The sequence below is a fragment of the Spiroplasma chinense genome, assembly GCF_008086545.1.
Lineage (GTDB): Bacteria > Bacillota_I > Bacilli_A > Mycoplasmatales > Mycoplasmataceae > Spiroplasma_A > Spiroplasma_A chinense.
Genome location: NZ_CP043026.1, coordinates 459,697 through 485,830, shown reverse-complemented (window position 1 = coordinate 485,830; position 26,134 = coordinate 459,697). Strand labels below are relative to the sequence as shown.

Annotated in this window: 28 protein-coding genes, 1 other RNA gene and 1 pseudogene; 3 read left to right on the top strand and 27 right to left on the bottom strand. The window is 28.2% G+C overall.

Features of this window, described 5'->3' with window-relative positions; translation table 4 throughout:
- Positions 1–131: 131 nt before the first annotated feature.
- The 5 genes from SCHIN_RS02245 to SCHIN_RS02225 form a co-directional block, all read right to left on the bottom strand.
- Positions 132–3,134 (bottom strand): glycoside hydrolase family 18 protein, encoded by a 3,003-nt coding sequence (locus tag SCHIN_RS02245; RefSeq protein ID WP_166508015.1) that lies wholly within the window; start codon positions 3,132–3,134, stop codon positions 132–134.
- Between the two features lie 190 nt (positions 3,135–3,324).
- Positions 3,325–4,314, bottom strand: a complete 990-nt coding sequence (recA, locus tag SCHIN_RS02240) for a recombinase RecA (protein ID WP_208057202.1) — start codon at positions 4,312–4,314, stop codon at positions 3,325–3,327.
- Positions 4,315–4,412: 98 nt separating this feature from the next.
- Entirely contained in the window at positions 4,413–4,871 is a 459-nt protein-coding gene (locus SCHIN_RS02235) for a CinA family protein (protein WP_166508013.1), read from the bottom strand.
- A gap of 34 nt (positions 4,872–4,905) precedes the next feature.
- Positions 4,906–5,256: RNase P RNA component class B (rnpB, locus tag SCHIN_RS02230), an RNA gene on the bottom strand.
- Positions 5,257–5,278: 22 nt separating this feature from the next.
- Complete coding sequence (locus SCHIN_RS02225; RefSeq protein WP_166508012.1) at positions 5,279–5,611, bottom strand: DivIVA domain-containing protein; 333 nt, start codon at positions 5,609–5,611, stop codon at positions 5,279–5,281.
- Positions 5,612–5,720: 109 nt separating this feature from the next.
- Between SCHIN_RS02225 and SCHIN_RS02220 the strand changes: the two genes are divergently transcribed.
- Entirely contained in the window at positions 5,721–6,200 is a 480-nt protein-coding gene (locus SCHIN_RS02220) for a Holliday junction resolvase RecU (protein WP_166508011.1), read from the top strand.
- On the opposite strand, the gene SCHIN_RS02215 is transcribed toward SCHIN_RS02220, so the two are convergent.
- The 11 genes from SCHIN_RS02215 to SCHIN_RS02165 all read right to left on the bottom strand — a co-directional run bounded on the left by SCHIN_RS02215 (position 6,181) and on the right by SCHIN_RS02165 (position 14,411).
- On the bottom strand, positions 6,181–6,732 hold the full coding sequence (locus tag SCHIN_RS02215) for a DnaD family protein (RefSeq protein WP_166508010.1): 552 nt from the start codon (positions 6,730–6,732) through the stop codon (positions 6,181–6,183). The two genes, SCHIN_RS02220 and SCHIN_RS02215, sit on opposite strands and share 20 nt — an antisense overlap.
- Positions 6,733–6,802: 70 nt before the next feature.
- On the bottom strand, positions 6,803–7,078 hold the full coding sequence (locus tag SCHIN_RS02210) for an HU family DNA-binding protein (RefSeq protein ID WP_166508009.1): 276 nt from the start codon (positions 7,076–7,078) through the stop codon (positions 6,803–6,805).
- 19 nt (positions 7,079–7,097) lie between these two features.
- Positions 7,098–8,102: an NAD(P)H-dependent glycerol-3-phosphate dehydrogenase gene (locus SCHIN_RS02205; RefSeq protein ID WP_208057195.1), complete on the bottom strand. Its 1,005-nt coding sequence runs from the start codon at positions 8,100–8,102 to the stop codon at positions 7,098–7,100.
- Between the two features lie 2 nt (positions 8,103–8,104).
- On the bottom strand, positions 8,105–9,418 hold the full coding sequence (der, locus tag SCHIN_RS02200; RefSeq protein ID WP_166508008.1) for a ribosome biogenesis GTPase Der: 1,314 nt from the start codon (positions 9,416–9,418) through the stop codon (positions 8,105–8,107).
- A 13-nt stretch (positions 9,419–9,431) separates the two neighbouring features.
- On the bottom strand, positions 9,432–10,097 hold the full coding sequence (cmk, locus tag SCHIN_RS02195; RefSeq protein WP_166508007.1) for a (d)CMP kinase: 666 nt from the start codon (positions 10,095–10,097) through the stop codon (positions 9,432–9,434).
- Between the two features lie 15 nt (positions 10,098–10,112).
- The gene (locus SCHIN_RS02190; RefSeq protein ID WP_166508006.1) at positions 10,113–10,799 is read right to left on the bottom strand and encodes a BamA/TamA family outer membrane protein; all 687 of its coding nucleotides are present in this window, start codon (positions 10,797–10,799) and stop codon (positions 10,113–10,115) included.
- A gap of 125 nt (positions 10,800–10,924) precedes the next feature.
- Positions 10,925–11,950 (bottom strand): rod shape-determining protein, encoded by a 1,026-nt coding sequence (mreB, locus tag SCHIN_RS02185; RefSeq protein ID WP_166508005.1) that lies wholly within the window; start codon positions 11,948–11,950, stop codon positions 10,925–10,927.
- A gap of 140 nt (positions 11,951–12,090) precedes the next feature.
- The gene (locus tag SCHIN_RS02180; protein ID WP_166508004.1) at positions 12,091–12,915 is read right to left on the bottom strand and encodes a hypothetical protein; all 825 of its coding nucleotides are present in this window, start codon (positions 12,913–12,915) and stop codon (positions 12,091–12,093) included.
- 83 nt (positions 12,916–12,998) lie between these two features.
- Complete coding sequence (locus SCHIN_RS02175; RefSeq protein WP_166508003.1) at positions 12,999–13,355, bottom strand: SemiSWEET family sugar transporter; 357 nt, start codon at positions 13,353–13,355, stop codon at positions 12,999–13,001.
- Complete coding sequence (locus tag SCHIN_RS02170) at positions 13,346–13,714, bottom strand: SemiSWEET family sugar transporter (RefSeq protein WP_166508002.1); 369 nt, start codon at positions 13,712–13,714, stop codon at positions 13,346–13,348. The genes SCHIN_RS02175 and SCHIN_RS02170 overlap by 10 nt, the downstream gene beginning before the upstream one ends.
- Before the next feature lie 10 nt (positions 13,715–13,724).
- Entirely contained in the window at positions 13,725–14,411 is a 687-nt protein-coding gene (locus SCHIN_RS02165; RefSeq protein WP_166508001.1) for a hypothetical protein, read from the bottom strand.
- Positions 14,412–14,484: 73 nt separating this feature from the next.
- On the opposite strand from SCHIN_RS02165, the gene SCHIN_RS02160 reads away from it, so the two are divergent.
- Entirely contained in the window at positions 14,485–15,048 is a 564-nt protein-coding gene (locus tag SCHIN_RS02160; RefSeq protein WP_166508000.1) for an inorganic diphosphatase, read from the top strand.
- 41 nt (positions 15,049–15,089) lie between these two features.
- Here SCHIN_RS02160 and SCHIN_RS02155 read toward each other — a convergent pair whose 3' ends face one another.
- The 11 genes and pseudogenes from SCHIN_RS02155 to SCHIN_RS02110 all read right to left on the bottom strand — a co-directional run bounded on the left by SCHIN_RS02155 (position 15,090) and on the right by SCHIN_RS02110 (position 24,905).
- Entirely contained in the window at positions 15,090–15,881 is a 792-nt protein-coding gene (locus SCHIN_RS02155; RefSeq protein WP_166507999.1) for a hypothetical protein, read from the bottom strand.
- A gap of 64 nt (positions 15,882–15,945) precedes the next feature.
- A complete protein-coding gene (locus SCHIN_RS02150) occupies positions 15,946–18,120 on the bottom strand; it encodes a hypothetical protein (protein ID WP_166507998.1) in 2,175 nt (724 codons plus the stop codon).
- Positions 18,121–18,220: 100 nt separating this feature from the next.
- On the bottom strand, positions 18,221–18,937 hold the full coding sequence (locus SCHIN_RS02145) for a YebC/PmpR family DNA-binding transcriptional regulator (RefSeq protein ID WP_166507997.1): 717 nt from the start codon (positions 18,935–18,937) through the stop codon (positions 18,221–18,223).
- 123 nt (positions 18,938–19,060) lie between these two features.
- Positions 19,061–20,047, bottom strand: a complete 987-nt coding sequence (locus tag SCHIN_RS06310; RefSeq protein ID WP_208057194.1) for an ATP-binding cassette domain-containing protein — start codon at positions 20,045–20,047, stop codon at positions 19,061–19,063.
- Positions 20,048–20,080: 33 nt separating this feature from the next.
- A pseudogene (locus SCHIN_RS06420) lies at positions 20,081–20,650 on the bottom strand (ABC transporter transmembrane domain-containing protein); the annotation flags it as partial.
- Positions 20,651–20,773: 123 nt separating this feature from the next.
- Positions 20,774–21,109 carry a hypothetical protein gene (locus SCHIN_RS02135; protein WP_166507995.1) on the bottom strand — a complete coding sequence of 112 codons (336 nt, stop codon included), beginning with the start codon at positions 21,107–21,109 and terminating at the stop codon, positions 20,774–20,776.
- Between the two features lie 255 nt (positions 21,110–21,364).
- A complete protein-coding gene (locus SCHIN_RS02130) occupies positions 21,365–21,982 on the bottom strand; it encodes a deoxynucleoside kinase (RefSeq protein WP_166507994.1) in 618 nt (205 codons plus the stop codon).
- Between the two features lie 19 nt (positions 21,983–22,001).
- Entirely contained in the window at positions 22,002–22,736 is a 735-nt protein-coding gene (locus tag SCHIN_RS02125; protein ID WP_166507993.1) for a pseudouridine synthase, read from the bottom strand.
- Positions 22,737–22,739: 3 nt separating this feature from the next.
- On the bottom strand, positions 22,740–23,297 hold the full coding sequence (gene scpB / locus SCHIN_RS02120) for an SMC-Scp complex subunit ScpB (RefSeq protein WP_166507992.1): 558 nt from the start codon (positions 23,295–23,297) through the stop codon (positions 22,740–22,742).
- 1 nt (position 23,298) lies between these two features.
- Complete coding sequence (locus tag SCHIN_RS02115) at positions 23,299–24,048, bottom strand: segregation and condensation protein A (protein WP_166507991.1); 750 nt, start codon at positions 24,046–24,048, stop codon at positions 23,299–23,301.
- A 14-nt stretch (positions 24,049–24,062) separates the two neighbouring features.
- Positions 24,063–24,905 carry a hypothetical protein gene (locus tag SCHIN_RS02110; protein ID WP_166507990.1) on the bottom strand — a complete coding sequence of 281 codons (843 nt, stop codon included), beginning with the start codon at positions 24,903–24,905 and terminating at the stop codon, positions 24,063–24,065.
- 142 nt (positions 24,906–25,047) lie between these two features.
- Between SCHIN_RS02110 and ispG the strand changes: the two genes are divergently transcribed.
- Positions 25,048–26,130, top strand: a complete 1,083-nt coding sequence (ispG, locus tag SCHIN_RS02105) for a flavodoxin-dependent (E)-4-hydroxy-3-methylbut-2-enyl-diphosphate synthase (RefSeq protein ID WP_208057193.1) — start codon at positions 25,048–25,050, stop codon at positions 26,128–26,130.
- Positions 26,131–26,134: the final 4 nt, after the last annotated feature.

The following is a 26,134-nucleotide window of genomic DNA, read 5'->3' as shown; positions in this document are numbered from 1 at the left end:
GACCTACTTTCATAGTAGTTTTAACGTTGCTTTAGCAACTCTTTTATTATAACTTAATAGAGGCCCAAACAAAATGCTTATAGCAATAAAAAAGCAATTACTAGTTAAAGTAATTGCTTATATTGATATTTTTAAGCTTTTTCTTTTGGTTTAATAACTGATTTAGTTCAATCTCCACTAAATGCTCTACTAAAGTCATATTCATCAAGGTAAGCAAGACCGTGACTTGTAAGTGATTTACTTACAAGTTTATTTCCTTCTTTTCCTCTATCATCATTCATTGATCAAATTCCAATGTAAGAAAGACCAACTAATTGACTTCAGTTATATAAGTCTTTTGCATCTTCAAGAGTAAATACACCGTGAACAGTATCATTTACCCCAATCATAGGAGTTGCACCTAACAATTTATATAAACCACTATTTCCAACTGAAACACTTCCATAGTTTTTTTCAATTGAAGTTGCTAAGTTATTTTTTGTAGCATTCATAGCTCTTCTTGCTAATTCAAAGTTAGTGATTTTTTCTTGATCTCTAGCTTGAATATAGATTGGATCACCATAATCCATTAACATTAAGTTAATTACTGGTAAGTCTTTTTGACCTAATCCTGCTTTTTTAAATTCTTCAACAAATATATTCATTACGTTATAACCAACACTTGTTAAACCTGTTGGTAAAACTGGTAATGTAATTGAGAAATCTCAAGTTTTATCTGCTTTTTTCATTGTTGCTAAAGTTTTTGCCAATAATCTATTGTCTTCATTTAGATTTTGAGCATGTCCCTCAATATCAAAGTCTATTGATTTTGGCATTTTTACATTTGATACACCATTATCATTTGCAAGTTTTACTAATGAGTTTTGGTAGTCTTCAAATGCTTTTCTTAAATCCTGAATTTTTTGTGCTTCAGTTTTACTATAAGAATTTTCTAAAGTTCAAGGGTTTTTAAATGTATTTCCCCCTGTTGTAGCTCCTCCATATGCAACTTTAACATTTTGTAATTTGTTTGCAGTTGCTAAAGGTTTTAACATTTTATCTCATAATTGAGATTTCTCTCATCAAGAATAACCCTCACCACTTGAAGGTTGTCCTGCGATTGATAAATCTAAGTAATCACCGTGTGAGTTTACTTGTTGTACGAACGCTAATGTAATGCTATCAAAATTATTAACATTTTGTTTTACACCAGCAATATCATTTCCTGAATATAATCCAGCATCAACATATGGAGAGTAATATGTACTTCCATTTGCTTTTGATTTTTTATCAATATTTGTTTTTCTATTTGGGTTAGCTTCAGCTCAAGTTGTATATAAACTTGTACCTTTTCCTTCTTGAGGTTTTCCCCCTTCAGTTTGTCCAGCTCCCCCAGGACCTTCAAATCCAGGTCCATCTCAATTTTCATCAACTTCTAAGTCATCTAAATCTTCGTTTGAATCAATTACGTCAAAGTAATCAATTCCCCCGATTTTTTTAACATCTTCTTTTGTAATTGCTTCGTCTGGTATTGGTGTTTCACTAGTGATAGTTCCATTTAATGCTTTTGCATATGTAAATTGTTCAAATCCTGAACCAGATCTAACATTTTGGTTCAAGGCATTTAAATCTGCCTGTCCACTACTTGTTCCACCATTATCGATAAATAAACTTGGAACATCTCTAGAAATATAGAACATTCCAACTCCGCCCAGTCCTTGTTCAGCAGCTCAACTACGTAGTTTCACAGCTTCTTTAGGTGAGAAGTTTCAAGCAGCAACTTCTGCTCTTCTTCCAATTCATGAAGTTATTTTTACTCTTTTTTTAGTTTGATTTGCATTTAAACTAGTTTGTTTTCCAAAAATAACATCATACATTTTACGTCAATTTTCATGAGATTTTTCAACCCCACTTTGAATTAACTTAAGTTCTCATTCACTGTCACTTTGATCTTGACTTCAAACATCAGTATATCCTGCAACTAAGTTAAGTCTAAAGTTCATTCCTAAATATTTTGTAAAGTTATATAAAGGAAATGCTTCATCTCCAAGTAGGTATAAATCACCTTTAGTATGAGGTGAATAATTACCTAAAAATCCATCAGAAATTGAAATTCCATCAGCTGTAGACATTACAAGTGATAATTGAATATCAAATTCGTTATCTTGTTCTAATAATATTTTAAGAGCACTTGCCAATAATCTTTGAGAATCAGCATAATCTCCGTTTTTTGATAAATATGGTGCTGCAAAATAGAAATCAAATTTCTTAGTTTCATATCTTTCACCAATAGCTTTAATAGTTTCTGCTAACTCCAATGGAGTTTTGTTATTTTTTCAAGCTGTATGTCATAAAGAATTTGCAAAAGGTCCAAATGATATACGTAATTTTTTAGAATCTAGATTACCAGTTTTGTCGTTTCCAACTCATCTAGTATTTGTTTTATCTTTTCCTGTTCAATTTCTATATCTATCATTGAATCATTTTGCATATTCAGTTTCTTTACCTTCTTCATCTAAGATACCTTTTCCCATAACTCCAGTTACTTTGTCAACAGCTGGTGCTGCATTTCACATTGGTACAAGTTCTCCAGTATCTGATGCATTTTGCATAAATCCTAAAGTTATTTCAGAAGCATCAGTGATAACTTCTTTATTTCCTGAGATTTCACCCAGATCGTTATAAACAATATTTTCTGCACCATGTTTAATAATTGATGCTTCAGCTTCAGCTCTAACTCCAGAAGATTTTCCTCTTTCTTTCATTAAGTATTCTGCTGTATCTTCTACTATTCCCATATCTGCATATGGTGTAAATTCTAATTCATTGCTTAATTTATTTGTTAACAGATCTTTATCTGCTAATGTTGAAGTATTTCAAATATCAGATTCACTTCTAACACTTCTAGAAGTGTTAGAATAATTTGTACTTAAAACTTCTTGTCAATCTTGGTTTTTTATAGAGTTTGATTTTATTGCCCCTAATTCAGAATTTGCTGATGAGTCACCAGTTCATTCATCACCTGTTTTGTAAGTATTTTCATCATCACCTAACAGATTATATGGGTCCTTAATTCCTGCGCCACAAGCAACAACTGCGCTTGATGCCGAAGAAACTATGGTAGTAATTGCTAATAAATTTAGTAATTTCTTCATATATTTAGCCCTCCCTATATGGTTATAATTTTACCTTTTATAAATAATAAAGTCCAAGCACTACACTTATAAGTTCTTTAAATACTGCTCTTAAACCCTATGAACACTACCTTAAAAAAAGTTTCAAAAAAAATAAAAAAAGTTTTTTAAAACAGCATTAAAAAAACGCCTTAAAATGGGCGTTATATTGCTACTTTATCAATTCTATAATTTTGTCTTGAATTTCTTGGTATTTATCTGGATTTTGAACAAATCATTCTTTTACAGATTCTTTTCCTTGTCCAATTTTTTCATCATTATAAGAGTATCAAGCACCAGCTTTTGTAAGAACATTGTACAATGTTGCCATTTCAACTATTTCATTGTCTTTTTCTATTCCTTTATTATAAGCAATAGTAATAACACAATTTTTAAATGGTGGCGCTACTTTATTTTTTACAACTTTGATTTTTACCCTATTTGCAGTTACTTCACCATTAGTTGTAATACTTTCACCTTTTCTTACCTCTAATCTAACTGAAGAGTAGAATCTTAAAGCTCTTCCTCCAGGTGTAGTTTCGGGGTTACCAAAGATAATACCAACTTTTTCTCTTAATTGATTTATAAAGATAACAGTTGTATTTGTCTTTGAAATAATACCATTTAGTTTTCTTAAAGCTTTTGACATTAATCTAGCTTGTAAACCAATTTGTTGGTCAGACATTTCTCCATCCAATTCAGCTTTAGGTACTAAAGCTGCAACTGAATCAATTACAACAATATCTAAAGTACTTGATTTTACAAGCATCTCTAAAATGTCTAATGCCTGTTCTCCTGAATCTGGTTGAGCTACAATTAAGTTTTCAATGTCTACTCCTAAATTTTTAGCATATCTTGGATCTAAAGCATGTTCTGCATCAATGAATGCTGCTCTTCCTCCAAGTTTTTGCGATTCTGCAATTGCGTGTAAAGATAGTGTAGTTTTACCACTTGATTCTGGTCCATATATTTCTACAATTCTACCCTTTGGATAACCTCCAATTCCAATTGCTCTATCAATTAAGAAACTTCCACTTGGTAAAGCTTCAATGTATTGATTTGCTTTATCTCCAAGTCTCATAATTGATCCTTTTCCGAAGGTTTTTTCGATGTCTTTTAAAACAGCTTTAAAATTTGGATCATCATATATATCGTTTGCCATTCCTAACACCAACCCTTCGTTGTTTTCTATAATTTCTTTTCTCATTATTTTTTCCTCCACTATAACTATCGTCATGGTTTTGAAAAAAATGTACAAAATTATGAAACTTTTTTAAATTCTTTTAAAACAAATTTTATTGCTCTTTTTTTATATTTTTTTCTTGAAAAATTATGTTTGATTATAAATTCAAACATAAATATTTTATCCTTTAACAAAAAACCAACATAGCTTAAACCACTATTTTTGTTAGTTTTGTCAATTGGAGTTGCTCACCCAGTAAAAGCAAAACAAATATCTGTTTTTAGTGCTTCTTGAGTATTTTTTAACATTAACTGTAATGTTTCTTGTGAGACCTCACTATATTTTTTAATTACTTCTTGGTCAATATTTACTTGTTCTATTTTAAAATCATTTGAATAACAAACAAAAGAACCCGTAAAAAAGTTACTTGCTCCAGGAATGTTTGTAAATTGGTTTGCAAACATTCCCCCTGTAAATGATTCACAAGTTGATAATTTTAAATTGTGTTTTTTCAAATAATCAAATAAATATTTCATATAAGTAAGTCCTTAAAAAAGATGGTGAGATAGTTTGTCGTAACCCACGTTCTGTATCGCTTGCGCGCATCAATCATCTATCTATCGTGCATAAGCACAATCCAAGAAACAGGTTCAATTCCCTGTCTCTTAGCTCCTCTACCAAAATTTGAGTTTCTTGCTTGTGGAGTTTACCCGTTCCATTTCACTATTTCTAGCTAATCGTCTCTGTGGCACTTTAAGAGCTTTGCCATATGATAAATCACTTAGGCTAATCTCGGTCGTCATTGCAAAGCAATGCCTAAGGTTATTTTTTCCCTTAGCACAAACACTACATTCATCGCAGAATGTGCAAGCGTGGAGTTTCCTCTATATTATTTTTCAAATATAGCGATTGATTCAAAACTAATCTCACTTATTATTTTATACTAATCTTTTTCACTATTTGCTTTTTCTAGCATAGAAATTCTTTTTACTAACGCACTACTTGAAAGTCCTTGTTTTGCAAGCTCTTCTTGTTGTTGTTTTGTAAGTTTTAAAGCCGCTAAAACGTTAGTATGTTCTTCTTGAAGTTGATTATAAGCAATTTCAAGTTCTTGGATCTTTCTATCTTTTTTTGCTTCATTTTCTGCAAATAATTTATAGTCTTCAGATATCATATCTAAAAAAGCATCAACATCTTCAACTTTATAACCCTTGTATTCTACTTCGAAATCTTTTTCTAAAATTTCTTGTTTTGTTAATTTAATATAATTAGCCATTGTTTTTCTCCCCTTTACAATTGATTTTAATATATAAATTTAAACATTTTTTTATTTTTTGTACATAAATACAAAAAACATGACGATAGTAATAGTGAGGTGAAATAAAATGATAATAAAAAATAAAGGAATGTTTTTAGAAACAGTTTTAAATACAAATATAGAAGATTATGAGAAAGAAGGCTTATTAATTAGGAAAATGCCTGTTAATTCTTCAATAATAGAGGTAAACAAAAACATTATTACTTCAAAAGCTAAGAAAAATGATCTTTGTGATTATATTGGTTTATATAAAGGAATTTACATTGAGTTTGAAGCAAAAGAAACAGAGTTAGATTACTTTAATCTAAATAATTTGAAAGAAAATCAAAGAAGTAAATTAAATACTATTTTTCAACTTGGGGGTGCATCTTTTCTTATAGTTTACTTTCATAAAGAAAACAGTTTTTTTGGCTTGCCTATTCAAATGTTGACAAAAAATTTAAAGAAAAAAATACCCTATCAATGATTCATTGAAAATGGGTATTTATTAGAGTTTGATAATTTAAAACTAAACATTATAACTTTCATTAATCATTTAATCAGTTAAATCTAGTTATTTGTATTGCATTAGTTTTTAAGAACTTATCTAAAACTTTTTTAAGTTCTGCATAAGTTTTTATATTATTTTCATTTATTATTGACATTATTTTTGGTTTAGATAGACCTTTTTCTATGAAAGAATCGATTTCTTCAATATTTTCTGAAGATAATTTAATTCCAATCATATCTTCAATAAATACATAAGAGTTATCTGTATTCAATTTTGAGTTTTCTTCTTCTAAGATAACTATTAACTTACTAAAAAGTGGTGTAAAGTTTAAAACTGTTTTTTTACCTTTGCTTTCAAGTTTAATTAAGTTATTAACAAGAAGTTTACTTATCTCTTTATCAATTACTTCTTTGTCAATTGACATGTACTTTGCCAATTGAGATGGAGTGAAGTTTTTTTGATCTTCATCTGACAATTCCATAATTAATAAAAGAATTGCCAATTGGTTTTCACTAATGTCTAATTTTGCGTAATTCAAAATTAGTAATGTTCTTTTCTTTAGTAAACCCTTTTTTAAAAGTTCAAACATTAACAAGACCCCAATCTACATAAAAATAAAGGTTGCCAGGCAACCTTTTAATATAAGTGATTAAATTGAATTATTTAGCCACAGCTTCTTTAAGTTGTTTTGCAACTTTAAATTTTGCAACAGTAGTTGCAGCAATTTGGATTTTTGCTCCAGTTGATGGGTTTACCCCTTCACGTGCAGCTCTTTCGCTTGTCACGAATTTTCCAAATCCTGCGATAGCAACTTCTTCTCTACTTACTAAAGTTGATGAAATTGTATCAAAAATGAAGTTTACCATTTTTTCAGCTTCAACTTTTGAAGTTTCAAATTCAGCTGATAATTTTTCAGATAATTCTTTTTTAGTCATGGTTATCTACCCCTTATATCTATACTACCTTAGCGTACCTAAACAAATCTTGTATTAATACACTAGGCTTACCCTTATTGTATAGTATTTTGTACATTATTTCAAATAATGGTGAGGAAATTTTAAGTTTTTTCACTATTTTATAGGCTAATTCACAAGAAGCTACCCCTTCAACAGTGTTTTTATGTGATTTTAGAACCAATTCTGCATTATCTCTTTCAGCAATTTGAACTCCTAACGAAAAGTTACGAGATTTAGTAGATGAAGCAGTTAAAATAAGATCTCCAAGTGTTGCAAAGTTCATAAATGTTTCAAGTCTTGCTCCAAACATTTTTGCAATTTGATAAATTTCTGCATTTCCAATAGTAATTAATGAAGCTTTTGCATTATCTGCTCCTGCAAAACCGTGTAAAATACCACTTGCAATAGCAACTGTATTTTTAAGAGCTGCAGCTATTTCACAACCAATGATATCATCAGTACTTTGAACTATGAAATATTCATTTGAGAATAATTCTGCAATGTAATTTGCAATGCTTATATCCTCATTACAACTCATTACACAAGTAGGTTTTCTCATAATAACTTCAATAGCCACGGATGGTCCATAAATTGCCCCATAAGACTTCATAACACCTGTTCCTTTAAGTTTTTCTTTGATTTTTTTACTTAAAACATCAAGGTTATCACCATCAAGCCCTTTTGCAACATTTACAACATGCATTTCACGTTTACCATATTTTATTATGTTATCGATACTTGCATCCAACGCAAAAGTTGGTGTTGATAAAATAACAACTTCAGCTTTTTCCATAGCTACTGCAAAATCCATAGTTGCAGTTATATTTTGATTAATCAAAAGGTCTTGGAAAAATCTTGAATTTAGGTGGTTATTATTAATATCATTAACTTGCATTTCTTCAATACCAAACATTATTACATCATGACCATTATCTGCCAGTACATTCGCTAATACTGTACCATAGGCTCCCGTACCTATTATCGCTACTTTTGCTTTTTTCATAATTATTTCCTTTCCCTGAAAATTATAGTGATTGGAACTCCACTAAAATCAAATTGAGATCTTATTTGATTTTCTAAAAATCTTTTATAAGAAAAGTGAACATATTCAGGTTTATTCACAAATAAAATAAATGTAGGTAGATATGCTTCTACCTGAGATGCATAATAAATCTTTAATCTTCCACCATTATGATTTGGTGCTGGATTTATTAATTGCGCTTTGTTAAAAATTTCATTCAGTAAACTTGTTCTAATTCTTTTTTTAATGTTGTTTTTTACAAGTTCTACTGCATCAAATATTTTGTGTACTCTCTGGTTTTCTTTTGCAGAAATAAACAACACACTTGCATAATTAAGGTACTTGAAATAAGCTTTTATTTCTTGTTCCTTTTTCTTCATTGTGTTGGTTTCTTTATCTTTAACCAAATCTCATTTGTTACCAATTATTATTATAGGTTTATTTTCTTCAAATGCAAACCCCCCGATATTTGTATCGTGGTCACTTATTGGTAAACTAGAATCTAACATTAACAAAACAATATCTGCTTTATTTATACTTGTCATTGATCTTAAGTAACTATATTTTTCAAGGTTTTCATAAATACGACCTTTTTTTCTCATACCAGCTGTATCTATGATTGTATATTCTATTCCATTAACTTTTATTTTTGAGTCAACTGCATCTCTTGTAGTTCCTGCTATATCAGATACTATCATTCTTTCTTCACCAACTAGTGAATTTACAAGACTTGATTTTCCAACATTAGGTTTACCTACAATAGCAAGTTTTGTTTCTCCTTCAAGACTTTCATTATTGAATTTAGGTAATTGTTCAACTATTTTGTCTAACAAGTCCCCTATTCCAATACCGTGGGTTGAAGAAATTAAATAAGGTTCTCCAAAACCAAAAGCCATGTATGAATAAGATTCATCAAAATTTTCTTTTTTATCATATTTATTTACTGCTAAAATAACAGGTTTTTTGGTTTTGTATAAAATTTTTGCAACAGCTTCATCTTCAAGAGTAATTCCTTCTCTAAAGTTAATTGCAAAAACTATTACATCAGCTTCTTTCATAGCAATTTCTGCTTGCATTTTAATTTCTTTAGCAAAAGCTGTATCTTGTAGTGTAATTCCTCCAGTGTCAACAACAATAAAAGGTCTTGTCAATCATTCTGCGTTTCCATACATTCTATCCCTAGTAACTCCAGGTTTATCTTCTACAATCGCTTTTTTTTCACGAATGATCCTGTTAAACAATGTTGATTTACCCACATTTGGCCTACCAACTATTGCTACAACTCCTTTTCTTGACATAATTACACCTCTTTTATAGATTTTCTATTTTATTTACAACAGCATCAACTGCTTGTTCGAAATTTAAATCACTTGTATCAAAAAATCAAGCATCTTTTGCTATCTTTAATGCTCCAACTTCTCTTTTTTTATCCCATTCATCTCTTTGTACTATTTGACGCAAGATGTCTTCATAATCATTTGGTAATATATTATTTTTTTCATTTTGTAAAAACCTTCTCTTTGCTCTCGCTTGTGCAGAGCAATCAAAGTAGATTTTTAAATCAGCATCAGGTAAAACTACGGTTGTAATATCTCTACCGACCATAATTTTACCACCATCACTTGCCATCTCTCTTTGCAATTCTACCATTTTTTCTCTTACTTTTGAAACAGAAGCTACATATTTGATATTTTCAGCAACATCATATTGAGCTACATAACTTGTAAAGTCTTTATCATTTACAAAAATTGAATTGTTTTCTCCATAATGACATTTAAAGTTTTTTAGCTGTTCAATAATTTCATTTTCATTTAAAAAATTAACATTATTATCTAAACAAAGTTTAGTGTAAGCTCTGTACATAAGACCTGTATCTATCATGTGAAGATCAAGTTTCTTTGCAACAACCTCCATTACAGAACTCTTTCCACTACTTGCAGTTCCATCAACTGCAATATTTATTTTCTTAATATCCATAAATGCTAATCTCCTTTAAAAGAAAAATGGAATAACTATACACATAGTCATTATTAATAAAAGAACAGTTAAAAATCAAATTGTTCATTTAAATTTTTGTTTTTTTGAGTAATCACTTCAAGCTTTACCCATAGTATTTCTACCAGCATCAGTTTTTCTAGAAACTTCATCAAGCATAACAATTATACTTCTATTATCTTCGCTTCTCTTTTTTTGAACTGAAGTCATTGAAATATCTTCAACTGTTATATAGCCTTTTCTTGTTTGTTTTGATCTAACTTTATTCAAGTTATTTAAAAATATTCCTTCGTTTTTATCTACAGAATTCATATAATCAATATATTTTTGGTCTCTAATTAATACTTTTTCTTCTTTATCCTCGTCAGTTTTTTCCTTATCAAGGATAACTGATTTAGATTTTATTTTTTTTAATTCTTCAATTTCTCTTCTAAGATCATATTTTATTTCTTCAGAAATTAACAAATTTGATCTATCCTTATCTAAATAAGGTTTTTCTATTTCATGTTTTTTATCAAATATTTCAAGTTTTTGTTGAAAAAATGCTCTATCTATTTTTTTAAGTCTTTCAAAAGTTGCGTTAATTATTGATTTTTCATCTTGGTTTTGTTTTTTATATGCAATTTCTTTTTGTACTCTGTTATGTAAAGCTTTATTTCTTTCCATTCTAGATAATTGTGACATTTTTCCACCTCTAATCAACTCATATATTATAAATTATTTATATAGAAATTGGAAACAATGTTTTGATAAATTGCAATAAGAATGACTAAAAAAATAAAAAAAGAACCTCGAAAGGTTCTTAAAAATTATAAATTAATTTCTTTTTTTTCCATCATTGATCTTAATTCATCAAAGATTGCATCTTCATATTTTTTAGTACCATTAATTACTGCCAATAGTGGTTGTTGACCTACTTTTGTTGGTAATTGTAATGTATCACCAAAGTATTTATCAATACCCTTAATTAATGCTGTACCACCACATAAAGTGATACCATTTCTAAAGATGTCTCCAGCCAATTCTGGTGGTGTTTCTTCAAGAACTCTAACTGTTAAGTCAATAATTTTTGACAATGGAATTTTTAGAACTTCTCTAATTTCAACTGGAGTTACTTCGATCTCTCTTGGTAATCCTGAAACTACGTCACGTCCGTAAACTTTCATTGATTTTTCATCTGCAAATTTAGCTAATGAACCCATTTGCATTTTAATCATTTCAGCTGTTTTAATCCCAATTTCCATTCCGTATTGAGCTCTAACAAATTTTAAGATTTCTTCATTTAAAGTGTTTCCGGCAATTTTAATTGATTTTGAGTGAACAATATCACCTGATGCAATAACTGCAACGTCAGTTGTTCCCCCACCCATATCAACGACTAATTGACCTGTTGGAGCTTGAATATTTACTCCTCCACCAAGCGCTGCCATTTTTACTTCTTCTTCAACAAATACATGTGCTGCTCCTAGGTTTAATGCGATTTTTTTAAGCGCAGTTTTTTCTAGTTCAGTAATAACTGATGGACATGCAAGTAACATAACACTACCCTTTAAAGTTTTGTCAAGTCTTAGTCTTGCAAAGATGTAATTTAATTGGGCTTGAGTTGCTTTAATGTCAGTAATAACACCATCAACCATAGGTCTAACAATTCTTAAAGTTTTGTTACCTTTTCCAATCATTTTATATGCTTCTTCTCCAACAGCTATAATTCTGTTTTCCTTAACTTTGTAAGCAACGATTGAAGGTTCATTATACACAATACCTTGTCCTGAAACATAAACTAATGTATACGCAGTTCCTAAATCCATTGAAACAAATACTGGTTTTTTTGCCATATGTATTCCTCCATTTCAACGTAATTAATAAAACATTTAACTACAATAAGATTTTAACAAAAAATGAGTTCAAAACATAGTGAATTTGAAATTTGAAAGTTGCCTATATTGTGTTTAAAAAAAAAGAGGTATTACCCCTTTTAACGATATCTATGGTTTATTTTTTTCATTTGTGGTTCAAATACCGCAAATAATGAGTAACAAACACTAAATCTTAAGGTTTCAAACCCAATTATTATAAAAGTATATACTAAATATTTCTCTTTAAAAGCTTCTCAATTTGTTTCTTCGTGACCTTCGTGATAACTAATTATGTTATTTAACAATTTAATTTCTGCATGATCGTGGTCATGATCATGACCCCCACTAACATATATTATTCATAGTGTTAAAGGTACATAAAACGCAACTACAACTATTACAAATATAGGCATTGGAACTCATCTTTTAATTAAGTCTTTTTTTCTATTTGGATCTTTATGAATGTATGAATTCTTAAAAATCATATAGTAAACTATTGTTAAAACTCAAACTACAGCTACATAACCAAATGAGTCTATTAAAGTTCCTCAAAGTCCATGTTCTGCATCATACAATAAATGTATTCAAGGTACTGTAAAAGCAATCACACTTGCAAAGATAGGTCCTATCACTGAAATTGATAGTGAAACTACTAAAATATCAAAGTATCTTATTGAAAGAATTAAGTCATCAATCGGTAATGTAAATACTCTTTCAAGTAATCAATCAAAAAGACTACCAAGACACGCTAAAGCTAAAAACATTCCCGAAGCAGATATTCTATAAATTAAGTTTCTTTTACTTAAATAGACCATATTTTTGAAATCAAAATCGTTTTCTTTTACATCATCATGTTGTCCTGAAGCATCAAAGTGATGCTCATCATGATAATGGTCTTTATTTGATTCGTCATTATGTTCTGGTACATTATGTTTATTTTCCATATTTTCTCCTTTTTCTTATTTATAATTTTTATAATTTAATTATAGCCTAATTTATAAAAATTATAAATAAAAAAATAAGTTTTTTACTTATTTTTTTGCAATTGACGTACATATCTTCTTCTTAAAAGCTCTGTATCATCAAAAATCTTAATATTTTTGTCTTTTTTACTTCTTACTATTGCTATTATTTTAAATATAAGTATCACAAGTGCTGTTGTACCAGCGACACAATTTGTTATTAAAAGTTGTATATTGTAATTAAATGGTTTTGATGAAGCCACAATTCATAAAATTGCAGATATCACTCAAAGAATATACATTATTAGAGAAATATCATTAACTGATCTGGTTTTAATGATTTTTATACATTGAGGAATTAATCTTATACAACTAAATGCAGTTGCAATGTATCCTACAATTTCAATTGGTGTTACTTGCATTTAGTTTCAACCAACTCTCTTAATTGTTCATTTGTTAGATTCATAACTTCAGGATTTTGTTCTACATAATTTAAATAGTTTTTGTAAACAATCATTCCTCTGATTTTGAAAACTAACATTATTCAACCAAATGAACTTAATACAACATTTGTTGATAGCAATTGAATAAAATTATTATTTCCACTAGCAATTTTTAAAGCTGCATAGATAACTCAAATTCCATTTCCTACAACAAAACACAAAATAGTAAATAAACTTACATCTTTTGAACTTCTTCTTTTAATAATTCTTATAACTTGTGGTACTAAAGTTAATGCTAGAGCAATCGAAGCAAATCAACTAATTACTTGAGTTGCCATTTTTTAACTCCTAACGATGATGTTTGGCTATTAACTCTATAGTATTATGGATTATTAAATAGAATCCAAAGTTCATTGTGAACTTAAGTACATTAAATCCAAATAAAGTTGCCATGAATCAGGTGTTTTTCAAAGCACCTGCCCCATATAATTCTAATATAAATACATAATTTAACAAAGTATTTCAACAAGAAGTTAAGAAAATTGCTATTAAAGCTACTATGATCATTTTAATATACATAGAACCTTTAAATTCCATATTAACTTTTGTTCTAAATATTCATCCAAATAAAACAGTAATTGACATACAAAATAAATCACTTAGATTCATAGCCATTATCCCAATAGGTTCAGCTGTTGGGTCAATACCTATAAATCTCATTCAAGTTGCTGGAAATACTAAAATAATTGCGTAAAATCCATTAATCATTCTTCAACATATCAAATAACTTAAAAAGCTAATCTCTAATCTTAAAAAACCACCAATCAAGAATGGTTGAAATATAAGTACACTTATTCAGGATAGAAAAATATTTAAAACCAAAATCATGGCCATCATTGTTATTCTTTTTGTTGAAAAAGAAAAATATTGTTTCAGAGCTTCGTTTCTTAATATTTTTGCATTTTCAGTTAATGCAAAGTCACTATTAACAAGAACCTCTTTTCCTTCAACTAGGTCATTATCTAATGTTTTCATATTTTTTTCCTTTCTATTGTTTATACATTGTTATTTTACTATAAAATAAATTTGTATAAGGAGATAAATAAATATGAAAAAAAATATCATAGAAATGATAGTTGAAATTCCAAAAGGAAGTTCAAATAAATATGAATATGACGCTATTACAAAAAACATTAGCTTAGATAGAGTGTTATATGGAGCAAACTTTTATCCTGGAGAATATGGATTTATTGATAATACTTTAGATTGAGATGGAGATCCACTAGATGTTATAAGTTTAGTAACTTATCCAACAATGCCTGGAGTAAGAGTAAACATTAGAATTTTAGGAACTATTAGAATGATTGATGCTGGAGAAATAGATACTAAACTATTTGGTGTATTTAACGATGATCCAAGATTCAATACTTACCAAACTTTAGAAGATGTTCCTCAACATTTAAAAGATGAAATTGAAAATTTCTTCTTACAATACAAAGCTTTACAAAAAAAAGAAGTTAGAATTGATGGTTGAGGTAACTTAGACGAAGCAATTCACGAAATTCAAGAATGTAAAGAAAGATTTGAAGAATACAAAGACAGATACTTAACTCCAGGAGGTAAAGAAGAAATTCTTGCTGAATGAAAAGAAAAAGGTTTAGGTCAAGCTTAATTTAATAAAGCAAAAACTCTCAATTAAGAGAGTTTTTTTAATTATAAATTTGTAAATGGTCCTAAAAACTTCAAATGTGAAGTTTTAGAATTAAATCTAAATATATTATAATGTAGTTTTTCAATATCAAGAGCATACACTCTTGCAGCTGAAATGTCTGATTTATAACCTGAACACTCTTTATCAACAAATTTAACTATATCTCTTTCATATTTAGCTTCTAAAAAGTATTTTAATTTAGTAGAATTATAAATTGTTATTATATACCCTAAAAAACTTGTTATAGCAATAGCATCCAATACATGATATCTTTCTATATATCAAAGAAATGAATGAAAGTTATCAATTTTTGAAATAATTACATTATTTAAAATAAATAACAAGAAAACAAAGAATATTGCAATAGAATATATAAACAAAAACACCTTAGGTAATATGTTTGAAATTAAATTAAATTTTTTTAAATCTTTATCTTTTTTATATATTGTTACATTGTATCAAATACTTGCGATAATATAGTCTAATTCATAACCAACACTTGGCATAAATCATTTAGGAATTTCAATTACCTTCTTATTTTTGTTTAACATATTTGAAATCCTACTATAAGTATCACTTTCTCCATAAACAACAGACAATTCTGTCGCATTTAAGTATATTAAAAATTTCTCAATTAATTCATTGATCTTTGAAGTTGAAATATTAATATCTGCAGAATTAATATTTATAACTTTTATTTTTGAATAAGCAATAGTGTTGTAGACCTTTAAAGTCAACAAAGTAATAAAGGTCAAAATAGTTGCTAAATATACAATTCTTGACATATTGTCCATGTTCTCACCTACTATTAATTATATGTAAAAAAATCCATTAAAGGATTTTTTTATTTATTATGATTTATTCAACTGCAATTGCACCTTCAATTATAAAAGTATCAGTGTCAATTGTATAACCTTGTGAGGTTTTTATTGTTACAACAACATCAGTTGTTGAATCTCCTGACATCTCAGCATCAAGTGATTCAATTCCTTTGATTTCAACTTTTGCAAGTTCAGCATTAACTGCATCTAAATCAGCAAGATCTTTAATACCTTTGATTGTTGCATTATTTTGAACATCTTCAAGTTTTAATTCAACATCTCCAGGTTCTTCTGGTTCTTCAGGTTCAGTTGCTTTAATGGCTCCAGTAATATCAAATGTATCTTTATCAATTGTATAACCTTCTTCAGTTGTAATTTTTACTGTTACATCAGTTTTAGAATCTGTTTTTAATGTAGCATCAAGTGATTTGATTCCTTCAATTTCAGCTTTTGCAAGTTCAGCATTAACTGCATCTAAATCAGCAAGGTCTTTAATACCTTTGATTGTTGCATTATTTTGTACATCTTCAAGTTTTAATTGAATATCTCCAGGTTCTTCTGGTTCTTCAGGTTCAGTTGCTTTAATAGCTCCAGTAATATCAAATGTATCTTTATCAATTGTATAACCTTCTTCAGTTGTGATTTTTACTGTTACATCAGTTTCAGAATCTGTTTTTAACGTAGCATCAAGTGATTTGATTCCCTCAATTTCAGCTTTTGCAAGTTCAGCATTAACCGCATCTAAATCAGCAAGATCTTTAATACCTTTGATTGTTGCATTATTTTGAACATCTTCAAGTTTTAATTCAACATCTCCAGGTTCTTCTGGTTCTTCAGGTTCAGTTGCTTTAATAGCTCCAGTAATATCAAATGTATCTTTATCAATTGTATAACCTTCTTCAGTTGTAATTTTTACTGTTACATCAGTTTTAGAATCTGTTTTTAATGTAGCATCAAGTGATTTGATTCCCACAATTTTAGCTTTTGCAAGTTCAGCATTAACTGCATCTAAATCAGCAAGATCTTTAATACCTTTGATTGTTGCGTTATTTTGAACATCTTCAAGTTTTAATTCAACATCTCCAGGTTCTTCTGGTTCTTCAGGTTCAGTTGCTTTAATGGCTCCAGTAATATCAAATGTATCTTTATCAATTGTATAACCTTCTTCAGTTGTAATTTTTACTGTTACATCAGTTTTAGAATCTGTTTTTAATGTAGCATCAAGTGATTTGATTCCTTCAATTTCAGCTTTTGCAAGTTCAGCATTAACTGCATCTAAATCAGCAAGGTCTTTAATACCTTTGATTGTTGCATTATTTTGAACATCTTCAAGTTTTAATTGAATTGGTCCTGTACCTTCTTCAACTACTTCCACACTAAATTTAACGTCAATTGCTTCTTTGTAACTTAAAGTAATTTCAGTTGTTCCTTTAGCTATTGCTTTAATTGTTACATCAAGTCCTTTTACACTTACTTCAGCTACTTTATCATCTTTAGAAGTTGCTGATAATGTTGAACCCTCAAGTTGGTTTTCAATTCCAACAGTAAAGCTAGTTTCTTTTCCTTCTTCTAATTTTTTATCAGAAACAGCACTAATAACTGGTTTTCCAATAAATTTAACTTTGAAAGTAACATCTGCTGCATCAGGATATTTCAATGTAATTGAAGATTCTGTTGTAGCTGTAACACCATCTTTAAGTTTTAATTGTAATTTTAGATCACTTACTGTTGCTTCAACATTTGCATTAGATGAAGATACAGTTAATTTTCCATCACTTGAAGGGTTTGCAATTTCAATATCAACTGATGTTGAAGGCGTTCCATAATCTACTGTTATATCTGAAATTTTACTTATGACTGGGGTTGTTTTAAATGCAAATGTAAATTCTACAGAGCCACTACAGCTTCCTTTTTCTTCTCTTTCAGGTTTACATACAAGTTCTGCACTTTTCTCATCATTTCTTAAAGTCATGATAAATCAATCGTTTTTATTTTTTAACTTTGAGTTTTTTGAAATAGCTACACTAAGTACTTTTTCACCTTTTTGTTGAGTTGTAGTTTCATTTGTTAATGTAATATCTCCTAGTTCAGTGTTTTTAACATCAGTTTCTAAATTAATTTTTATTTCAAATGGTATTGGATCACACGCCACAATAGTGGTTACACTTGAAACTGGAATAGACACTGCTAATAAAGTTAATAATTTTTTCATATAAATTTACCCCTAAATTAATATGATTATAACATTTTTTACTGTGTTTTATAATGACCCAGCAATAAAAAACACAACACCTATAAAGTGTTGTGTTAAATTAATCTTCAACGTTATGATAAACATCTTGAACATCTTCAAGTTCATTTAATCTGTCAATTAGTTTTTCAAATTTTTGTTTAGTTTCTTCATCATCAATTTTCATGTTTTCATCTGCCAACATTGTTGTTTCTGCCATTTTGTAATCAGTAACACCAGCTTTATCTAAAGCTGTTTTTACTGAGTTAAATGATTGGAATGCTGCATAAACTACAGTTAATCCATCTTCTTCAACTACATCTTGAACGTCTGCATCTGTTTCCATTAATAATTCTAGAACCTCTTCAACACCTAAATTTTCAAATGCAAATACACTTGTTGATTGGAATGAGTGTGAAACTGCTCCTGCGTTTGCAAGTTTCCCACCATTCTTGTTAAATGCATCTCTTATTTCAGCTATTGCTCTATTAACATTTGTTGTAAGAGAATCTACAATAATCATAGAATTTCCAGGTCCATAACCTTCGTATCTGTTTGATGTATAACTTTCAGCATCTCCACCTTCAGCTCTTTTAATAGCTCTTTGAATAACATCTGCTGGAACTTGTTTAGATTTTGCTTTATCCATAGCACTTCTTAATGCTAGGTTTGCTTCTGGGTCTGTACTTCCATTTTTAGCAGCCATATAAATTTCTTTAGCAGCTCTTCCATAAAGTGCAGACTTTGCAGCAGCAGTTTTTTCCATACTTTGTTTTCTAACTTCGTGTGCTCTTCCCATATAAAATTCCTCTTTACTATTTTTACTATAAGATTTTACACAATATTACCTAAAATACCAAGTAAAAATAGCAAACAAGTTTTAATAAAGGAATTTATTAAATTAACACATTACTTAATAGGATTATAAATTTATAACTTTATCAAACATTCTTATATAACTGTCATCTAAGTCATGAACTATCATCAAAACAGTTTTATTTTTATCCTTTAGAAAGAGATCTAAACACTTTTTCGCTGTTTTTTTATCTAATGCAGAAGTAATTTCATCTAAAAAAAAGAAAGTTTTTTCAGAAAGTAAAGCTCTGGCAATTGATAATCTTTGTTTTTCACCCCCAGAAATGTTTGATATATTATCTTCTAATAAAGAATCTAAACCATTAGGTAAAGAATCAACTTTCTTTTTTAAATCTAAAGCTTCTAAATAATAATTAATTTTATCTAAATCAACTCTTTTTTTATTTACATTTATATTTTCCATTATAGAAGTTTTGTTTAAAACAATCTGTTGGTCAACATAGGTTGCAACACTTCTTAAATCAAAATCTTCAACATAAGTTTCATTCACTTTTAACTTTCCACTTTTCCTTGAATATGGATTAAAAAGTAGTTTTAGTAATGTTGTTTTTCCTACTCCTGATTTACCTGATATTAAAATTTTTTCACCTTTATTTATTTTCAAACTAAAATTTTCAATTACTTTTTCACTATTATTTGGGTGATTAAAAGTTAGATCTTCATAGCAAATAGTTTCAAATTCCACTACTTTATTGATTTTTTTATTATTTAAATCACTGTCTTTTACAATGAATTCTTTTTTAAAGATTTTTGTAAAAGAGACAACTTTTAAAAGAGACTTCAAACTATTATTTCCAAAGAAAACATATGTACTCCCGATTGTATATAAAGTTGTAATCAAACCAATACTAGTAATTATTCCTTTTAAATAAAATAAACTAAATAAAATAATTAAAAGTACTTGCCCTAAAAATAGGATAAATTCATTTATAAAGGAATTTGTAGTAATAATATTTCTCATCCTTTGATTTTCTTTTTCTAGTTCTTCTGAATCTTTATTAATATTATTACCTAATTTTTCAACAATATCCAAACACCAATAAGTTCAATAGGAATTAAAAGAATCTTTAACAGTTTGTAGAAATGTGTCATTTTTTTTATTGGCTTTTTCTATTATATTTTGTGTTTTTTTTGACATTAAAAATGGTGATAATACAACAAAAATTGATAATAACAAAATAACCAACATTGCCATCCAATTAATATAGGCAAGCAAAGAAAAAGCTAATATAAGAGCAAAAAAGTTTTTAGTGAAATAAAAGACATTTGTAAAATAAAGAGTTTCAAACTGAGTTATTTTATTAGAATTTAAATTAAGAAACTCTCCCGAATCTAATGTTAGTTTATAAATGTCTCCAAATGTATTATTTGACGTTAATTTTCTTAAATTAACATTAATTTTTCTGATGGCAGAATTTAAAATAATTTCTGAAACATAGTCCAAAAATAAATGCAGGGTTATAAAAAGGCATGAAGCTATTGATCAATACATAAATGAAATTATATCACCCACTATAGCCTTATCAATTATGTAGGCAAACGAATAAGACATAGCCAGAAAACTTATGTTTCCAATTAAAGTTAAAAAGGTATATAGAATATATTGTATTCATATTTTTTTTGTGAAAAGTTTCAATCTTAATCCCCCTTATTATTGAAAGATTTAATAATAAGTGTTAATTAGTACTTTTTAAATTATCCTAATTTTATATTTAATAAAAAAAATAACAACTAGCAAAATATTGCTGTTTGTTATTTTTTAAAAGAAGAACTCTCCTGTTTCTGGATCAACAAATCCATTTTGTTGCACAAAACCATCCCCTTTAAATTCAAAACCTTCATTTCCAAATTGTTTTTTCATTGCTCTATAAAATCTAATTATTCTAAACAAACCAATGTATGGGATATAAGTAGTTCATAATAGACTCTTTCTTCTCTTTTCTCAATAATCTTTATTGCTAAGTTCACCCATTAAATTAACTAAACTTTTAACAAATATATAACCATTCATTACGTAAATAATATAAATTACTAAACTTGTTCCTATAGCACTTATTAAAATAGCTAAATCATATCCACCTGAAATTATAAGCATTAAAAAAATACCAAAAACTATTGAAAAAATAAACAAATAAAAGCCACTGCCTTTAAATAAAAATCTTGTATAATTACACCCTAATAGTATTTTTCTATTCAAATGCTGTTCATTTCACTCATAAAGTCACAATTAGTATCGCCTCTTTTTATAACAAACCTTTTAGGCAAGTTTGTATCTTGATTAATTATATATTATTTATATTTGCTTAAAAATAAAAAAAATAACAACTAGCAAAATATTGCTGTTTGTTATTTATTTTTTCAAGCTTGGATCCATTTCATAAAGTTTATTCATGATTAAATCCATTTTTTCTTCTAAGTTATCTGTTTCTGCATCTACAACTAAAAAATTAAACATAGATTTTCTTTTTTCGAAGAAATCATCATATCTTTTGTTTAATATTTCTCAATACTCTCTTGGAGTATCTAATTCTTGACTTCTTCCTCTATCTTTAATTCTTTCAATGGCTTTATCTGTTGAAACTTTTAAGTAAATTACTAAGTCAAATTCAGCTCTATTTCCAAGGTTGTGTATAATTACACTTTCATAGAAATCGTTGTAAGTTTTAAAGTCAACATCATTCATAGTACCAAGATCGTGGTTTACTTGAACAAAAATTGGATCTTCTAAAATAGTTCTGTCAAAAATTACGTCATCTAATTTTTTAGCTTCAATTAACTGTTGACTTCTAGCTGTAAGCATATAAATTTGCATTTTGAAAACATTTGCTTTCATATCTTTATAATAATCATCAAAATAAGGATTATTATCAATTGGTTCTGGGAATATTTCATGTCCCAATCTTTTTGAAATCTCGTTTGATACTGTTGATTTTCCTGCTCCCACTGTCCCAAATAAAGCAATTCTCATAATATCTTTCCCTTTCCTTTTATTTTTTTATAGAATTGTAAATTCCATAGAATTGTTTAACTTCATGAGGTTTTAATTCTCTGTATTTTCCAACCTCTAAGTCTTTAATTTCTAAGAACTCAATTTGAGTTCTTTTTAATTTTTTTAAATAAATATCTGCTGCAATTAACATTTTTTTAACGTGATGTTTTCTACCTTCAGCAATTGTAAGTTCCATAATTGACTCATCATAAACTGGGTCATATTTAATTGCATTTGCATAAATAGCTTTTGTTTTGTAATCGTCATCAATTACAACACCACTCATTAAATTTTTAATTTGTTGTTTTGTAACTTTTCCTTTACACAAAGCTTGATATGTTTTTCTAAACTCATATCTTGGGTGCATAATAAAGTTTGCAAAGTCACCATCATTTGTCATTAATAATGCTCCACTTACATCATAATCAAGTCTTCCAACAGGATAAACTCTTTGCTTTTCGCCTTTAAAGTAATCTGCAACTGTTGGTCTATCTTTTGGATCTGACATTGTTGTCAAAACCAATCTTGGTTTGTTAAAAATAAAGTAAACTTTATCGTTAACTTTATTTAATGGTTTATTATGAATTGTGATTTCAACATCACTATCAAAACTTTGTCCTAATTCTCTTACAACTTGACCATTAACTTTAACTACACCTTTTGCAATCAAAACCTCTGCTTGTCTTCTTGAACAATAACCTCTATTTGCAATAATTTTTTGTAAACGTTCCATTTTTTAGTCCCTTTTAAATATATCTGATTCTTCAGATATGCTTTCTTTTAATTTTGGTAAATCATCTAAACTATTTAAATTAAAGTATTTTAAAAAGTCTTCAGTTACCTTGTATAATGTTGGTTTTCCCAACTCTTCAGATTTACCAGCTTCTGTAATTAAATTTCTTAATTTTAATTTATAAAAAATAGATTCACAGTTTACTCCTCTAATTTGCTCAACACCTTGTCTTGTTATAGGTCCTCTATAAGCAACAATTGAAAGTGTTTCAATACTTGCTGTTGAAAGTTTTGCTTCAGTTTTAACATTTGTAAGTTTTTTATAATGTTCAGCATTTTCAACTTTTGTTATCATTCTAAACTTTGTTTTTGCAAATCGTTGAATATCCAAACCTGATTGCTCATCATTTTGAAATTTTTCAATTAAAGAGTTGATGATTTGCTCAATTAAAGTTTCATCATCTGTTTCTAAGATGAATTTTAAATCATCCATTGAAGTACCTTCATCACCATTAACAAACAAAAGTCCTTCAACTATAGCCATTTTCTTATTAAAATCCATATTATTTTTCCTCTCTAATTAAATTAATAATAACATCATCAGCGTTTTGATAAATTGAAATTATATTTTTTGACGCTAGATCTAAAACCGCCAAGAATGTTGCCACCAACATTCTTAGTGAGAATTCTTTTTCTTCAATTAAGTCTTCCAACTTAATTGAAGAAATATTGTTTTTAATCAAGTAATCTTTAATTTCTTGTGCAATTTCTTCTGGTGAAACCTCTGTTGTAGTCAAAGTATTTGTTTCCATAACTTTTGACTTACTTTTTTCAATTGCTCTTAAAAATATCTGTGCGAACTTATCCATATCCACGTTATTTGGAGCTAAAGGAAGTTTGTCATCATCGATTTTTGTAATTTTGATTAAAGTTTTTGGTTTACTAAAAGCTTTTAATCCTTCTGTTTGTTTATCTTTAAAGAAGTCTGTAACTTCTTTAATTTTGTGATATTCTAGAAGTTTTGCTAACAACTCTTCTCTTTGTTCTTCTTCATAATTTGAGTCGACTTCAACAACTTCTTTTGGAATAAGTAATTTTGTTTTGATTTCAACTAAATAAGCTGCCATTACCAAGTATTCACTTGCTATTTCAATATCTAATTCAAGAACTTTTTTAATATATTCTAGGTATTGGTTTGATAAGTCCAGTAAATTAACATCCATGATGTTAATTTCTTTATCTTTAATCATATGGAGCAATAAATCCATTGGTCCTGAAAAATTACTCAATTCAACTTGATTTCATCTCTCCATATTATACCTACTTTCTATTTATTTCTAAGTTCTTCTAGTGTTTCTCTTATTTGTAATTCTGTTTTTAAAGTCTTGTTTAAAGCTAACATAATTCTACCAACAATTATAAATAATAACTCTATTGAAAAAGTTATATTATATTTACAAGCTGGGTCTGCAAAATCATGTTCTAGTATATTTCTAAGTTTTCTAATATAATGTCACGCTTTAGAGAAGGTTATTCTCTCAATTGTATCATTTAATTCTTGAAAAGCATTTGCATTTTTAGTTAGAAATGAAATATCTTTTGCAAAATCTGCAAAAAACTTCAAACTAACTTCTGATAAATCATTGGTTTCCTTTTTTAAATATTTATCATTTAAATGACGTGCAATATATGTAAATTTATCAAAAATAGTATATAAATATTTAAATGTTTCATTTTGTTGATGAAATTCTACTGTGTTTACACCGTAAAGTGTTTCATAATCTTTTAAACTTGGATATTCATAAGTTTTTTCCAAGTAATATCTTACTATACTTTTGATTTCTACAAAAATAGAAAAATTAAAAATTTCAGGATCGCTGTAAAGTGCTTTTTCTAAAGCTCTTTTACAGTTTGAAAGGTAATCGTGTACATGACTTACTTTTAAATCAATATCTGGTACTCTTCTCACACTAATATTGATTCTTCTTTCACTCACTTCACAATAGTGCAATAATCTTTCAATAATAATATCGTTATCAAAAAACGTTTCATCAATATATTCACCAATTACATCAAAATATGCATTAAGCTCCTTAATTGATGAGTATGATTTTGTAGATAAAATCTTATTTATTTCAATAATATCTCTTATCGTAATTTTGTCAGCCATATTCATTTCTCCTACATTTGATATTATACCAATTTTCCAATTTTTTTTGGAAAACAATGTTTTGTTTTATTACCCAATTGTCCTTATTTTATTGTATTATTTTTATAGTCAAAACTAAAAGAATAGATTGGAGATGTTTTGTTTGATAAACAGAAAAGATACAAGACCAGTAATGGTTGGAAATATTCAAATTGGTGGAAATAATCAAGTTGTTATTCAATCAATGACTAACTCCAAAACTCATAATATACAAGAAACTTTAAAACAAATAGATAATTTAGCAGCTGAAGGTTGCCAATTGGTAAGAGTAGCTGTTTTAGATGAAAAAGATGCTAATGCTTTAAGTGAACTTGTTTCAAAAAGTTCACTTCCAGTAATTGCAGATATACATTACAACTTTAAATTTGCTCTAAAAGCAGCTGATGCAGGTTGTGCAAAAATAAGAATCAATCCGGGTAATATTGGAATTGAAGAAAACACAATTGCTGTTGTTGAAAAATGTAGAGAAAAAAACATTCCTATTAGAATTGGGGTTAATTCTGGTAGTTTACCTAAAAAATTAGTTGCAAAATATGGATGAACTGCAAAATGTATGGTTGAAGCTTTAAGAGAACATATTGAAATTCTTGAAAAATACAACTTTAAAGATATTATCTATTCTTTAAAAGCAACAGACCCTATTATGGCAATAGAGGCATATACAATGGCAAGTGAAATATGAGATTATCCTGCACATATTGGAATTACAGAGGCGGGAAGCTTGTTAAATGGTACAATCAAGTCTAGTTTTGGTATAGGTTATTTACTATACCAAGGGATAGGAAGTACTATAAGAATTAGTTTAAGTGAAGATCCAGTAGTTGAAATAAAGGTAGCAAAAAGATTGCTTAATTCTATGGGTTTATTTGAAAACATGGTAGAAGTTATAGCTTGTCCTACATGTGGAAGATTAGAATTTTCTTTAAAAGAAGTAGTTACTGAAATTGAAGAATTTGTTGAAAATCTCCATTTTCCTCTAAAACTTGCAGTATTGGGTTGTGTTGTAAACGGGCCTGGAGAAGCTGCTCAAGCAGATATTGGTATTGCTGGTGGAAATAAAGGTGGAATTATATTTAAAAAAGGTAAGATTTTCAAAAGTTTACCTCAAGAAGAATTGGTTCCTGAACTTAAAAAACTAGTTATGGAATATTATGAAAACTGAAAAAATAAAAAATCAGCAGAATAAATGC